The organism is Zunongwangia atlantica 22II14-10F7, assembly GCF_002094855.1.
GTDB lineage: Bacteria > Bacteroidota > Bacteroidia > Flavobacteriales > Flavobacteriaceae > Zunongwangia > Zunongwangia atlantica.
The window spans coordinates 233,071-247,343 of the sequence record NZ_ARYN01000007.1; the positions used below are offsets into that span (position 1 = coordinate 233,071).

General features: G+C 35.1%; 16 protein-coding genes. 4 read left to right on the plus strand and 12 right to left on the minus strand.

The window, feature by feature from the left end:
* Positions 1 to 17: 17 nt before the first annotated feature.
* From IIF7_RS09565 to IIF7_RS09600, 8 genes are all read right to left on the minus strand, one after another.
* Positions 18 to 665 (minus strand): phosphoribosylanthranilate isomerase, encoded by a 648-nt coding sequence (locus IIF7_RS09565; RefSeq protein ID WP_245801603.1) that lies wholly within the window; start codon positions 663 to 665, stop codon positions 18 to 20.
* A gap of 200 nt (positions 666 to 865) precedes the next feature.
* Positions 866 to 1,648 (minus strand): indole-3-glycerol phosphate synthase TrpC, encoded by a 783-nt coding sequence (gene trpC / locus IIF7_RS09570; RefSeq protein WP_084841455.1) that lies wholly within the window; start codon positions 1,646 to 1,648, stop codon positions 866 to 868.
* Positions 1,649 to 1,653: 5 nt separating this feature from the next.
* A complete protein-coding gene (gene trpD, locus IIF7_RS09575; protein ID WP_084841456.1) occupies positions 1,654 to 2,646 on the minus strand; it encodes an anthranilate phosphoribosyltransferase in 993 nt (330 codons plus the stop codon).
* Positions 2,647 to 2,700: 54 nt separating this feature from the next.
* Positions 2,701 to 3,312, minus strand: a complete 612-nt coding sequence (locus IIF7_RS09580; protein ID WP_084841457.1) for an anthranilate synthase component II — start codon at positions 3,310 to 3,312, stop codon at positions 2,701 to 2,703.
* Between the two features lie 192 nt (positions 3,313 to 3,504).
* Positions 3,505 to 4,902 (minus strand): anthranilate synthase component I family protein, encoded by a 1,398-nt coding sequence (locus IIF7_RS09585; RefSeq protein ID WP_084841458.1) that lies wholly within the window; start codon positions 4,900 to 4,902, stop codon positions 3,505 to 3,507.
* 250 nt (positions 4,903 to 5,152) lie between these two features.
* Positions 5,153 to 5,722, minus strand: a complete 570-nt coding sequence (locus IIF7_RS09590; protein WP_084841459.1) for a YceI family protein — start codon at positions 5,720 to 5,722, stop codon at positions 5,153 to 5,155.
* Positions 5,723 to 5,743: 21 nt separating this feature from the next.
* Complete coding sequence (locus IIF7_RS09595) at positions 5,744 to 6,376, minus strand: NAD(P)H-dependent oxidoreductase (RefSeq protein ID WP_084841460.1); 633 nt, start codon at positions 6,374 to 6,376, stop codon at positions 5,744 to 5,746.
* 13 nt (positions 6,377 to 6,389) lie between these two features.
* Entirely contained in the window at positions 6,390 to 6,839 is a 450-nt protein-coding gene (locus IIF7_RS09600) for a MarR family winged helix-turn-helix transcriptional regulator (RefSeq protein WP_084841461.1), read from the minus strand.
* A 154-nt stretch (positions 6,840 to 6,993) separates the two neighbouring features.
* Here IIF7_RS09600 and IIF7_RS09605 point away from each other — a divergent pair, with 154 nt between their 5' ends.
* The 4 genes from IIF7_RS09605 (at position 6,994) to IIF7_RS09620 (ending at position 10,268) form a co-directional block, all read left to right on the plus strand.
* Positions 6,994 to 7,308: a rhodanese-like domain-containing protein gene (locus IIF7_RS09605; protein WP_084841462.1), complete on the plus strand. Its 315-nt coding sequence runs from the start codon at positions 6,994 to 6,996 to the stop codon at positions 7,306 to 7,308.
* Positions 7,308 to 7,700: a rhodanese-like domain-containing protein gene (locus tag IIF7_RS09610; protein ID WP_084841463.1), complete on the plus strand. Its 393-nt coding sequence runs from the start codon at positions 7,308 to 7,310 to the stop codon at positions 7,698 to 7,700. Before IIF7_RS09605 ends, IIF7_RS09610 begins: the two co-directional genes overlap by 1 nt.
* A gap of 290 nt (positions 7,701 to 7,990) precedes the next feature.
* The gene (locus IIF7_RS09615; RefSeq protein WP_084841464.1) at positions 7,991 to 9,238 is read left to right on the plus strand and encodes a S8 family peptidase; all 1,248 of its coding nucleotides are present in this window, start codon (positions 7,991 to 7,993) and stop codon (positions 9,236 to 9,238) included.
* A 331-nt stretch (positions 9,239 to 9,569) separates the two neighbouring features.
* Positions 9,570 to 10,268, plus strand: coding sequence for an outer membrane beta-barrel protein (locus IIF7_RS09620; RefSeq protein ID WP_084841465.1), 699 nt, complete (start codon positions 9,570 to 9,572; stop codon positions 10,266 to 10,268).
* Positions 10,269 to 10,690: 422 nt separating this feature from the next.
* On the opposite strand, the gene rplT is transcribed toward IIF7_RS09620, so the two are convergent.
* The 4 genes from rplT to thrS all read right to left on the minus strand — a co-directional run bounded on the left by rplT (position 10,691) and on the right by thrS (position 13,910).
* Positions 10,691 to 11,035, minus strand: a complete 345-nt coding sequence (gene rplT, locus IIF7_RS09625; protein ID WP_013073011.1) for a 50S ribosomal protein L20 — start codon at positions 11,033 to 11,035, stop codon at positions 10,691 to 10,693.
* A gap of 113 nt (positions 11,036 to 11,148) precedes the next feature.
* Entirely contained in the window at positions 11,149 to 11,346 is a 198-nt protein-coding gene (gene rpmI, locus IIF7_RS09630) for a 50S ribosomal protein L35 (protein WP_084841466.1), read from the minus strand.
* A gap of 37 nt (positions 11,347 to 11,383) precedes the next feature.
* The gene (gene infC / locus IIF7_RS09635; RefSeq protein WP_084841467.1) at positions 11,384 to 11,941 is read right to left on the minus strand and encodes a translation initiation factor IF-3; all 558 of its coding nucleotides are present in this window, start codon (positions 11,939 to 11,941) and stop codon (positions 11,384 to 11,386) included.
* A gap of 22 nt (positions 11,942 to 11,963) precedes the next feature.
* The gene (gene thrS, locus IIF7_RS09640) at positions 11,964 to 13,910 is read right to left on the minus strand and encodes a threonine--tRNA ligase (RefSeq protein ID WP_084841468.1); all 1,947 of its coding nucleotides are present in this window, start codon (positions 13,908 to 13,910) and stop codon (positions 11,964 to 11,966) included.
* Positions 13,911 to 14,273: the final 363 nt, after the last annotated feature.

Sequence of the window (14,273 nt, forward strand, 5' to 3'; positions counted from 1 at the left end):
ACCACATTACCACATTATCACATCAATTCGTCAACAAATTGTTTTAGTTTTTCAGTATTCTTTAATCCTGGTTCCGTTTCGAAAGCACTGTTTACATCTACAGCATAAAGCAAATGTTCTTTGCCGATTTTGGTTAAATACGCATAGAATTTTTTTAGATCTTCCAGCTGTTCTAACCCAATCCCGCCGCTTAGAAAAAATGGTTTTTCTGAAGGATATTCTTTTAATAAAGTCCAATCAAAGGTTTCTCCATTTCCTCCTTTGTGTTTGCCTTTGGTATCGAATAGAAAATAGTCTATATGATCTTCAAAAGCTGATAATTGATCAAAATCGAATTCAGATTTTACTGAAAACACTTTGATGATCTCGATATTCGTTTCTTTTAAAACAGTTTTTAATTCTGAACAAAACTCGGCCGACTCACCACCATGTAGCTGAATAGCATCAAGCTTATATTCGTTGACTTTAGCAAGAATTTCAGCGATCTCTGCTTTTACAAAAACTCCGGTCTTTTTTATCGAATCTGAAATCTTAGGGATTTCAGCATTAAAAAAACGTGGTGTTTTTTCATAGAAAATAAAACCCATATAATCTGGTTCTAATGCAGCAACCTCCTGAATATTCTCAGGATGCTTCATTCCGCATATTTTGAGTTTTAGGTTCATTAAGTTAAGTTTACAGCTAACGGTTTACAGTTTACAGCTTTTTTAAACTTTTCGCTTCGTATAATTTTGATTTTCGATTTGACAAAAAATTTCAAAATTTAAGTAACCTTCAAATTATCCCATTTTCAAATTACCACATCATCATCTATTCTCTATATTCTAACAGTTCTCTATATTCTAACAGTGAAACGGTCTATGTTCTAAATCAGTTCATCAATAAACTCCTTCGCGCTTTTGCCGGGATTATCGGTTTTCATAAAGTTTTCACCTATTAAAAAACCTTCGTAGCCGTATTGTTTTAGGTCTTTTATCGCTTCAACCGAGCTAATGCCGCTTTCACTAACTTTCACAAAATCATCTGGAATTTTAGTTGAAAGGTCTTTGCTAGTTTGGGTGCTTACTTCAAAAGTCTTTAAATTTCTATTGTTTACACCCAACATATCCAGACTCGGCATGATTGATTTTTCTAATTCTTCCTGATTATGCACTTCTAAAAGTACATCTAAACCAAGATTCTTGGCGAATTCAGATAATTGTTTGATCTGCTGGCGTTCTAAAACTGCAGCGATCAATAAAATTACATCGGCGCCATGAGCTTTCGCTTCCAGTAACTGATATTCATCAATTATAAACTCTTTTCTTAAAATGGGCATTTTCACCGCAGCACGAGCGTACAATAAATCGTCTAAAGATCCACCAAAATATTTTCCATCGGTTAAAACCGACATTCCGCTTACTCCAGCATTTTCGTAACCTTTGGCTACATCTTCTACATTTAAACTTTGGTTGATCACCGATTTTGAAGGAGAGCGACGTTTGTGTTCAGCGATAATTCCGCTTTTACTTTTTCTAAGCGCATCGGCTAAAGAAACGGTTTCCCTTTCAAACAAGGCTGAACTTTCCAATTGTGAAACGGGAACGACCAGTTTTTTTAAAACCAGTTCTTTATGTTTATCTGCAATTATTTTATCAAGAATGTTCATAGATCTTATTCGCTTAAATCCTGTAATTTTTTTAATGCCTCTAATGCTTTTCCGGACTTTATAGATTCTTTTGCTGCTGAAAATCCTTCTTTTACGCTTAAGTTTTTAGCGGTCGCAATTGCCATACCGGCGTTTGCACAAACCACATTTTCCTGAGCTTCGGTTCCTTCACCTCGAAGAATATTTACCAGAATCATTGCTGAATTCTCTATTGTTCCACCGCCGTAGATTTCTTTCTGCTCTAGCTTTCGAACTCCGAAGTCGGCTGGTTTCAGCATACTTTCGGTTTCATTGGAAATTACTTTGGTATCGCTGGTTAATGAAATTTCATCATAACCATCTAAAGCATGAAGAATACTAAAATTCTTATCGGTATTTTGATACAAATAACCATACATTCTAGCTAGTTCTAAATTGAAAACTCCAACCAATTGATTCTTTGGAAAAGCCGGATTTACCATTGGCCCTAACATATTAAAGAATGTTTTTACCGCCAAGCTTTTTCGAATTGGCGCCACATTTTTCATAGCCGGATGAAATAGGGGAGCGTGCAAAACACAAATTCCGGCTTTATCGATACATTTTTCTAAAAATGCAGGATCGTTGCTAAAGCGAATTCCTAAATGCTCCATCGCATTCGAGCTACCACTTACAGAAGATACTCCGTAATTACCATGTTTTGCTACATTTACGCCAGCACCAGCAGTCACAAAAGACGAAGTTGTAGAAATATTGAAGGTGTTTTTACCATCACCGCCGGTACCACAAAGATCGATAGGATCGTAGGCGCTAAGATCTACTGCCACACAAAGTTCTAAAAGCGCATCTCTAAAACCTTCAAGCTCTGCAATAGTAACACTTCGCATCATATAGACAGTGAGAAATGCAGCAATCTGACTTTCGTTATATTCTCCGTTAGAAATATTGAATAAGGCTTGTTTTGCTTCCGCTTTACTTATCGTTTCGTGGTTAATAAGCCTGTTTAGTAATTCTTTCATTTTATTAAGAATGAATCGGTTAAACCGAATCTAAATTTATAGGTTTTGAAAATTCTATGCCTGGTTTGCTGCCGGTTTTTCTGAAGTTTCTTTATTGAAATCTGAGTTTACCCAGTTTTCAATCATTTTCTTTCCTTCCGGAGTTAAAACCGATTCTGGGTGAAATTGTACACCGCGAACATCAAATTCTCGATGTCTAAGAGACATAATTTGGCCTTTATCATCAAAGGAAGTCGCTTCTAAAGCATCTGGTAATTCTTTTAAAACCACCCAGGAATGATAGCGACCTACTTTTATTTTGTTGTCTAAACCTGCAAATAAAGGTTCGTCATTTACTACAATATCGATATCTGTAGCAACGCCGTGGTAAACAGATTCTAAGTTACCAAGTGTGCCACCGTAAACTTCCCCAATGGCTTGCTGGCCAAGACAAACACCAAAAATACTTTTGGTAGCGCCATATTTTTCTATGATAGGTTTTAATAATCCGGCTTCAGATGGAATTCCCGGGCCGGGAGACAATAAAATTTTATCGAAATTTTGTACAAAATCGATATCCAGTTGATCGTTTCTTTTTACCGTTACCTGGCAATCCAGATCTTCCAGGTAATGTACCAGGTTATACACAAACGAATCGTAATTATCTATAACTAATACTTTTTTCATCTTCTTTATTATTCGGAAGATTTCTCCCGATGTTTTAATTCTATTTTCGTTTTTCGAACTCTTCGGTTTATCCGGAGTTTAAAGTTCTGTTTTGCGTTAGGGATTGAGGTATTGTTGGAGCTCTTTTTAAATGAGTAACATTTAAAAAAGCGACTACCGAAAGCCTGACCACCCCTTAGGGTGGTAACGCCATTATTTTATATCTTCAGCAATCTCTAATGCTTTGGTTAAGGCTCCAAGTTTGTTGTACACTTCCTGAAGCTCGTTCTCGTCTTTAGATTCTGAAACCACACCGGCACCGGCCTGGTAATGCAACTGATGATTTTTGCTCACAAAAGATCTAATGATGATCGCGTGGTTGAAGTTGCCGTGAAAGTCCATAAAGCCAATCGCACCACCGTAAGCGTCGCGGTTTACATTTTCACATTCTTCGATAAGTTTCATGGCGCTGTGTTTTGGCGCACCACTCAACGTCCCCGCCGGGAAAGTATCTGCCACCACCTGCATGGTTGGTGTATCTGGATTTTTGGTTCCGGTAACTTTACTTACCAGATGAATTACATGCGAGAAAAACTGAATTTCGCGATAGGTTTCTACTTTTACATTGCTTCCATTTCGGCTTAGATCGTTACGAGCCAGGTCTACCAACATTACGTGCTCGGCATTTTCTTTCTCGTCGGCACTAAGTTGTTTGGCAATTTCGGCGTCTTTTTCGTCGTTTCCGGTACGTTTAAAAGTTCCGGCAATTGGATGAATTTCGGCCTGACCTTCGTCTACGACCAATTGAGCTTCAGGCGAGCTACCAAATATTTTAAAGTTTCCGTAGTCGAAATAGAAAAGATATGGAGAAGGATTGATACTTCGTAAAGCGCGGTACACATTAAATTCGTCGCCTTTAAATTTTTGAGAAAAGCGTCTGGAAAGCACGATTTGGAAAACATCGCCACGATAACAGTGTTTTTTACCGAATTTTACCTGTTCGATAAATTCTTCGTCGGTTAGATTACTTTCGGTTTCGCCCTGGCGGTGGAAATCGTAAGTGGCAAAATTCTTAACGCTGATAAGCTGCTCGATCTCTTCGATCTTATTATCATCACTATAGGAGTGGTTAAAAATAAACGCCTGATTATTGAAATGATTTATCGCGATGATGTTTTGGTACACCGCGTAGTACATATCTGGTAATTCAAGATCGCCTTTTTTCTTGGTGATCTCGATGTCTTCAAAATAACGAACGCCATCGTAAGAAATGTAACCAAAAAGACCGTTGTTGATAAATTTAAAGTCAGATTCCTGGGTATCGAACAACTTTCCAAAATCCTGAATTTTCTCTGGAAGATTAACTTCAGGAGTGATTTTGGTTGTTTTTGAAGTACCATCTGGAAATTCTTCAGTAATTTCTTCGTTTTGAACTTTTATTGAAGCAATGGGATTACAGCAGATATAAGAAAAACTATTTTTATTGGCGTGATAATCACTACTTTCTAGTAAAAGGCTATTTGGATATTTATCCCTTACTTTTAAATAAACACTAACCGGAGTAATAGTATCTGCTAAGAGTTTTTTGTAGTTGGTTTTTAATGTGTACATAATTTTAAAGCATCTTGAAACAAAAAAAGGCTTGTCGTGAGACAAGCCTTTTAGTTATATATTTTTATACAATGGCAATTTAGCTCACGAAGTTTGAACGTAAGTTAGACCACCACCAAGTATTTGCAATTCTGTTTTTCATTGTTTCAAATATAGTTATGAAATTTTAAACAGCAAACATTTTATTAAAAAATAAATCCCGTAATCTGTAGGGTAGCTTACGGGATTAAATTTACAATGGTTGGATTTTTTAGAATTTTAAATCTACAGAGATTTCAAAATCGTCATAGATTGTATTGTCCCCTAAATTATCGAAGAAACTTCCAGAACCATAACGAACTTCGTATTTAGTACGATCGATAGTTAAATCTGCAGTTGCACTTTTACCATCGTAAGTTAAATCGAATGCAATAGGATTAGTAATTCCTTTTATTGTAAGATCTGCAACAACACCGTAAGTATTACCAGATTTTTTAGAAGCAGTATTAATTACCAGTTTAGCATTTTTGTGATTAGCGGTACCAAAGAAATCATCAGATTTTAAGTGACCTTCTAATTTTCCTTTACTTTCACCTTCTAAATCTGTTACATTAATAGACGTCATGTCTATAACAAATTCTCCACCTACTACTTTGTCGCCTTCTACATTAAGGAAACCAGATTCTAAATCTATAGTCCCTTCGTGGTGACCTGTAACCTTTTTCCCTACCCAGGTAACTTTACTATCTTTTACATCTACTTTTTTAGCAATATTTGTAAATGATAATGTTGCAATTACAACAACTGAAGCCAGGGCTCCTTTAAAAACATTCTTTTTCATAGCAATTTTTAATATTTGATTTTATATAAAGTTGAATAAATCCTCTGTTGATTTGCGCACTTTGGTGGCATACTGATATTTGTCTTCTGCACTTCTATATCCTACACACGCAATAACCGCTGTATGAAGACCTTTTTCCTGTAGACCTAAAATGTTATCGAATTCTTCAGCAGAAAAACCTTCCATTGGGCAAACATCAATTTTTAATTCGGCTGCAGTATTTAATAAAAAGCCAAGTGCCAGATAGCATTGTTTTTGTGCCCATTCATTTTGCATTTCAGCTGGCATTTGCAGTGTAGAATTTTTGATCATATCTGCCATGCCGTGTAAATCTTCTACATTCATATCTCTGGTTTCAGCAATATTTTTAATGTAGTTATCTACATAAGCTTCGTCCAGGCTTTTATGATTAGCAAAAACAACAACTTGAGAGGCATCTGTAAGTTGTGTTTGATTCCATGCGGCCGATTTTAGTTTTTGTCTTATTTCTGAATCTTCAATTACAAAGATTTGATAAGGTTGTAATCCATAAGATGACGCAGAAAGTTGAACTCCTTCTAGAAGCGTTTCTAAATTCTCTTTGGATATTTTTTTAGTTGCATCAAATTTCTTGGTTGCGTATCTCCATTTAAGACTTTCAATAATAGAACTCATATTTTTAGTTTTATTAGTTTCTTAATTTTTCAAGTGTTTCGTTTAGCTGGATTAACTCCTTTTTGTTGATGTGTTGTGAAAAGTTTTCTTCTAGCTGATCTACAATAGGATCTAAGGTTTTTAATAGATTTAATCCTTCCCCAGTAATTACTATTTCAACTTTTCTTCGGTTCTCTTCGCAAATACAACGGTCTACAAGATTCTTTTTTATCAATTTATCTACCAGTCTGGTTGTATTACTCATCTTATTTACCATTCTATCCTGTATAGTGCTAAGATTTGCAGGCTTGCCTTTTTGGCCACGTAATATTCGTAATACGTTGAATTGTTGCATCGAAATCTCATAAGGCTTAAGGGCCTCATTCATCATCGTTGTAGCTTTTCCAGCACAAAGCATAATGTTAATAACCAGTTTCTTAGTATCTATAAGATGATCTGTCTTTAAAAGCTCTTCCGTTTTCATTGTTTCTACAACATTTGTATGTACAAATATATAACGTGTTTTGAACTTAAATATTAAATAAATGTTAAAAAAATAAATTTGATTGAGAACCGAAGGAATGCGGTTGGTATAGATAATGTATCTTTACATTGCTTAATATAAAATGTACATTATAATGAAAGAACTTGAACAGGAAGAATGGAGAGATCAGCTTAGTAAAGATGACAATGCAGCTATTCTTGACGTTAGAACTGAGGAAGAAGTTGAAGAAGGATATATTCCTAATTCTAAAAATATAGACATATATAAAGGGCAGGGATTTATTGATGAAGTAGAAAAACTGGATAAGGATAAAAATTACTATATCTATTGTAGATCTGGTAAGCGAAGTGCCCAGGCTTGTTCTATTTTAGATCAACTAGGTTTTGCAAACACTTATAATTTAGAAGGTGGATTTATGAACTGGGACGGAGACACTATAGAAGGCTAATGAAAAAATACCTGCTAATAGTTACAATATCGCTTTTTTGCTTACAGTCTTGTAAAAAAGTAGAAGCCAGCGAAATCGACATGATTTCTCCTGAAGAAATGTTAGAGCGTATGCATAAGGATGATATTCAGGTTTTGGATGTGCGCTCACCTAAGGAATTTGATGATGCTCATCTTTTTAAGGCCAAAAATATCATTTTGAGTGAAAACAATGATAACTCTTTGTTTTTTGATACTCTTGCGAAAGATAAACCAGTAGTTATCTATGGTAAGAATAAAGAAAATACAAAAAAAGCTATAGAGATCTTAAAAGATGATGGTTTTGAAGAAGTTTATGAGCTTGAAGGAGGAATAGAAAACTGGATATTGTTAGGAGGAGAAGTTTATAAGTAATCTTAAACTTTAAAAAACAAAAAAACCACAGCAATGCTGTGGTTTTTTTTGTTTAAAATAATACGTTTTAGCAATTAAACATTATAAATTTTAACATTTTATGTTAAAATAAAATTAACGCTCGAAGGATTTTGCTTAATCGCTTGTAAATGCTTAAACGTGGAGTAATATTTGTTAAATAATTGTAGGAAAATACCTATTCAGGTTCAGGGTTGACCTCTTTTTGATGTTGTAATGTTTCGATTAAATTATAATTTGGAAGGAAATAAACCATTTATAAACTAAACATAATGATGTTAAAAACTACACGTGCTTTAGCTGCAGGATTAAGTTTTGCAGCTTTGTTAGCCTCTTGTGCAAATGACAAAGAATCGAATGAGATTATTACTGAAGAACAATTAGCTGCTCCTGCAGAAGCTGCTGCGATAAAAGGGCAGTACATCGTGGTCTATAAAAACGATGTAGCCAAACAAGCCATTGGCGATCCTTCAGATTATGGGAAAGCACAGGAAGCGATGAAAGCTATGACTAAACGAATATTTCAGGAATCTGGTGTAAAAGATGCTGAAGTGATTTCAACTTTTAGTAAAGCGATTAAAGGTGCTGCGATTAAATTAAGCGCAGATCAGGTGTCCAGACTTCAGAAAAGAGATGATATAGATTATATCGAAGAAGATAAAGTTGTAATCTTTGCACCGCCATGTGGCACACCAAACGGCGTTCCTTGTAGCGAAGATCCGGGAGATGGTGATGGCGGAGGAAGTTCTTCACAGGAAACACCTTATGGTATCGCCAGAGTGAACGGAGTCTCTTCTTACTCGGGATCTGGAGTAGCATGGGTAATAGATACAGGTATTGATCTAGATCACGAAGATCTTAATGTTGATGCATCTAGAGGATTTAACGCTTTTACCAGTGGTAAAGACGGAAAATCTTTAGATGATGGAAACGGTCATGGTACTCATGTAGCTGGAACCATAGCCGCTTTAAATAATAATATTGGTGTTATAGGAGTTGCTCCTGGTGCTACAGTTATTCCAATTAAAGTATTAGATAGTAGAGGAAGTGGCTCATATTCTGGTGTAATTGCCGGGGTAGATTATGTTGCGGCTAATGGTTCTAATGGAGATGTAGCTAATATGAGTCTTGGAGGGCCAATATCTCAGGCTTTAGATGATGCTGTTCTTGCTGCTTCTCAGCAGGGAATTAAATTTGTTTTAGCTGCTGGTAATGAAAGTGACGATGCAAATAGTCATTCTCCAGCTAGAGTAAACGGAAGTAATATTTATACAATTTCAGCTATGGATAGTAACGATTCATGGGCTTACTTTTCTAACTACGGAAATCCACCAGTAGATTATGTAGCGCCCGGAGTTGGAATTAAGAGTACCTGGAAAAGTGGAGGATATAATACAATTAGCGGAACATCTATGGCTTCACCACATGCAGCCGGAGTTCTATTGCTTGGAAATCCATCTACAGATGGAACTGTATCTGGAGATCCAGATGGAACCAGTGATGCAATTATTGTGCATTAATTTTAATTAGTTCAATAGAGTTTTTAAAGCGGCATTGATTTTTCAATGTCGCTTTTTGTGTATTGATGTATATTAGAACGGAAGGATTTTTCTATGTTTTAGGGAATCAATTTTTTAAATTAAATGTGATGAAAAATGTTTAAGGTGTTGTTAGTTAGAAATATAAGTTTGGCTTTGTAGAGCTGAAAGAAACGTTTTTTAGTGTAGTTTGTTTGTATTCAATTAGTTAGAATTTTAGACCGTTTTTTTTCAAAATTTAAAAAAAGTAATGAGTTTATTTCAGAATTGATATATTTACCTCATTAACTTTTCCCTAAAAAATTATTAGTTAATGAAGAAAATTTTTACTCTTTTTACTTTTATCATATTAGTTAGTTCCAGTGTGTTTTCTCAGGATTTTATGATTGGGCTTAAAGCGGGTGTAAACATTGGACATGGTGGCGAAATTGCCGGTTTAACCTCAAGTGCAAACTATACAGGAGATACTTATTTTTCAAATCCAAGTGAAGGTTTTCATGGCGGTATTTTTGGACAGTATAATTTCGGGAAATACTTTTTAAGATTAGAAGGAATGTATAATACGGTTACAACCGAGTTTCCTTTTGATATACGGCCAGCAGAATACCAGATGAATAAAATTAACGTGCCTCTTTTGTTGGGATATCATTTTTGGGGTCCTTTAGATGTTTATCTTGGCCCAGCTTATAATAGTACCGTTGGAGATGTTACTTTACAGGGAATGGAAAATAATAGAGGCGTGGTAGAGAATATATCAAGTAGTTACTTGTCTGCAAATATTGGGGTGAAAGCTCATTTTGGGCGTTTTGAAGTCGATGCGCGTTATGAGTATAACTTTAGTTCTAACGAGCCTTATAGAATCGATATGATTAATAGTGCTTATGGTATTAACCTGGCCTCTTTTGAGAGTAGAAGAATTCATCAACTAATGATAAGTGTGGCAGTAGGTCTTTTTGATTCTAAATACAGGCCACAACGATCAAAAAGAAAAAGAGGATGTTATTTTAAATAAAATCGACTTCAATTTTACAGAATTTAAATTACATAAAAAAGCTCCTTTTAGGAGCTTTTATATTTTGAGGGAATAAGAAAAAAAGCAGTAGCTTAAGAATGAAAAAATATCTAAAAACCACCAATAAAAACAATTTCGCTACTGCTTTTTTATCACCTAACCACTAATCTTTCTTATTGATGGTTCAAAAATACGCTGTAGTAGGGGTAAAGGATGAGATTTTAGATGAAGTATCGTTTTAGCGAAGACGAGTAGAAGAATTATTGGGTTGAATGGAGAAAAGTTCGATTAGTTTCTAAGTTAAAATAATCTTGTTTTTATGTAAAGCTGATATTCGATCTTTTAGCATGCTTTTTTTACATAAAAAAACCGGTTTCATTTGAAACCGGTTTTCTTTATAAGAGAGTAATAATTGTTTTTATTTATTTTACTTTATCAACAATTGCTTTAAACGCCTCTGGGTGGTTCATTGCTAAATCAGCTAAAACCTTACGGTTTAATCCAATTTCGTTAGCCTTTACTTTACCCATAAATTGCGAATAAGACATTCCTTGTTGACGAGCAGCAGCATTAATACGCATAATCCATAATGAACGGAAGTTACGTTTTTTAGCTTTGCGATCTCTATAAGAGTAAAGCATAGCTTTTTCAACTGCATTTTTTGCTACTGTCCAAACGTTTTTACGTCTTCCAAAGTAGCCTTTTGCTTGCTTAAGAACCTTTTTTCTTCTAGCTCTTTTTGCAACAGAATTTACTGATCTTGGCATAATTTTAAAATTTTGTAGCAGGCGACCGAAAATCGATACTTTTAAATTAAAATTTTCATTTTAATTTGCCCAACTCCAGGGTTTATAAATGATTTAAACCGTTAATCTTCAGATTACTTTAAACGTAATTGAAGTTTAACATTGTTGGTATCAGCATCAGATACTAAAGTACTGTGCGTCAACGCAAGCTTACGTTTTTTAGACTTCTTAGTTAAGATATGACTTTTAAACGCGTGCTTTCTTTTAATTTTTCCAGAACCTGTAAGCTTAAAACGCTTTTTGGCACTAGATTTTGTTTTCATTTTAGGCATGCTATCCTTCTTTTATAATTAAAACTCTCTTAATTTTTTATTTCTTTTTGGAAGTAGTAGGTGCCATAAACATCGTCATTCGTTTACCTTCTAATTTTGGCATTTGTTCTACTTTTCCAAATTCTTCTAAATCTGTGGCTAGACGTAATAATAGGATTTCTCCTTTATCTTTAAACACGATAGAACGACCTTTAAAAAATACAAATGCTTTTAATTTGGCTCCATCCTTTAGGAACTTTTCTGCATTTCTTTTCTTAAACTCGTAATCGTGGTCATCTGTATTCGGGCCAAAACGAATTTCCTTAACGACAACTTTACTTGCTTTAGCCTTCATGGCTTTTTCGCGTTTCTTTTGTTCGTAAAGGAATTTCTTGTAATCCATTGCCTTAACCACTGGTGGATTGGCATTTGGAGAGATTTCCACTAAATCAAGTCCTAGATCTTCAGCAATTGCTAAAGCTTTCTCGATAGGATAAACATCCATTTCAACATTATCACCTACCATTCGAACTTCCTTAGCTCTAATTTTTTGGTTAATTCTGTGTTGATCTTCTTTACGAGTTACTCTTTGTTGTCTCGATTTTTTTCTTCGTATTGCTATGGCTTAAATATTTTAGTTAAACTTCAAACGCTTTTAGCGTTTTTCCAATTTCATTATTAATTATTTGAGCGAATTCTTCTACTGGCATAGTGCCAATATCTCCTTCGCCATGTTTTCGTACAGAAATCGTACCATCTTTTGCTTCCTGTTCACCAACAATAAGCATATAAGGGAACTTTTTAACTTCAGCTTCCCGTATCTTTTTTCCAATAGTTTCGTTTCGGTTGTCTAGTACGGCGCGAATTTCGTGATTTTCTAATAAACTTAAAACTTTTTGGCTATATTTTTCATATTTCTCACTGAGTGAGAGTATGATAGCCTGTTCTGGCATTAACCATAGCGGGAAGTTTCCTCCGGTATGTTCTAGGAGTATGGCAATAAATCTTTCCATACTTCCAAAAGGAGCTCTGTGAATCATAACAGGGCGGTGAGATTCGTTGTCACTTCCTTTATATGTCAGGTCAAATCGCTCTGGTAAATTATAATCTACCTGGATGGTGCCAAGTTGCCAGCTTCTGCCAAGTGCATCTTTAACCATAAAGTCTAGCTTTGGTCCGTAAAATGCAGCTTCACCGGTTTCAATAATATAATTAAGACCTTTTTCTTTGGCAGCATTTATAATGGCGTTTTCTGCCTTTTCCCAAACATCGTCACTACCAATATATTTTTCTTTATTTTCAGGATCACGTAAAGAAACCTGTGCTGTAAAGTTTTCGAAACCTAAACTATCAAATACATATAAAGTAAGGTCGATTACTTTTTTAAACTCTTCGTCTAACTGTTCAGGAGTACAAAAAATATGTGCATCATCTTGTGTAAAGCCTCTCACACGAGTTAAACCATGCAATTCTCCACTTTGCTCATAACGATAAACGGTACCAAATTCAGCAAAACGTTTTGGTAGATCACGGTAACTCCACGATTGTGAATTATACATTTCGCAGTGGTGAGGGCAGTTCATCGGTTTTAAAAGAAACTCTTCACCTTCATGCGGAGTTTTAATGGGTTGAAAGCTGTCTTCTCCATATTTAGCATAGTGGCCAGAGGTTACGTATAATTCCTTATTTCCTATATGAGGGCTAACAACCATCTCATATCCTGCTTTTTTCTGTGCTTTTTTAAGAAAGTTTTCCAGGCGCTCCCTTAAGGCAGCTCCTTTAGGAAGCCATAATGGTAAACCTTGCCCAACTTTTTGTGAGAAAGTAAAAAGTTCTAATTCTTTACCTAGCTTTCTATGGTCTCTTTTTTTAGCTTCTTCAAGAAGTTCTAGGTATTCCTTAAGTTCTTTTTGTTTGGGGAAACTTGTGCCATATACACGGGTAAGTTGTGGATTATTTTCATTGCCTCGCCAATATGCTCCGGCAACATTCATTAATTTCACAGCTTTAATAATTCCGGTATTAGGGATGTGGCCGCCACGACAAAGATCTGTAAATGTGTCATGATCGCAAAAAGTGATCGTCCCATCTTCCAGATTTTCTATCAATTCAACTTTAAAAGGATTATCTATTTTTTTATAGTATTCTAAAGCTTCTTCTTTAGTTACTGCTCGCATTTTAAAATCGTGCTTTCCTCTGGCGATTTCTAGCATGCGATTTTCAATCTTTTGGAAATCACTTTCAGAAATTTTTTGTTCACCAAAATCTACATCGTAATAAAAACCATTTTCAATAGCTGGTCCAATAGTTAATTTAGCTCCTGGATATAAATCCTGAATGGCCTGCGCCATAACGTGGGAAGTAGAATGCCAAAATGCCTGCTTTCCTTCATCATCATTCCATGTATATAAGGTAAGGTTGCCATCTGTTGTTAAAGGAGTGGACGTTTCTATAATGGTATCATTATATTTTGCTGAAATTACATTTCTTGCAAGCCCGGCACTAATACTTTGTGCTACGTCCATAGGGGTAGAGCCTTGATCAAATTCCTTAATACTGCCGTCTGGCAATGTTACCTTTATCATGTCTATATATTATAGTCGTTATTATAGTGCGCAAAGATAAGAGGTTGTACTTGTTTGCGCAATACTAGCTTTTAGTATTTTGTGGGCGTTTCACTATATAATATAGTGAACGGGCTATCCACTATATCTTGGCGCTTTGGATTTGGAAAATGTAATTTGGATTTAAATGTAATCTAAAACACGTTTTATTTTGATGTTTACTGCGCCAAGGATGCCGTTTCTATCCCTAACGCATTTTTTTATTTAAATTTAATTTATTGGTATATAGATGTTTGTGGTTTTGTTTTAAATTAATTTTAAAATTTGTTGATTTTTATATTGTCAAATCGAAATTAGGATATATATTTGCACCCGCTTAGCCGC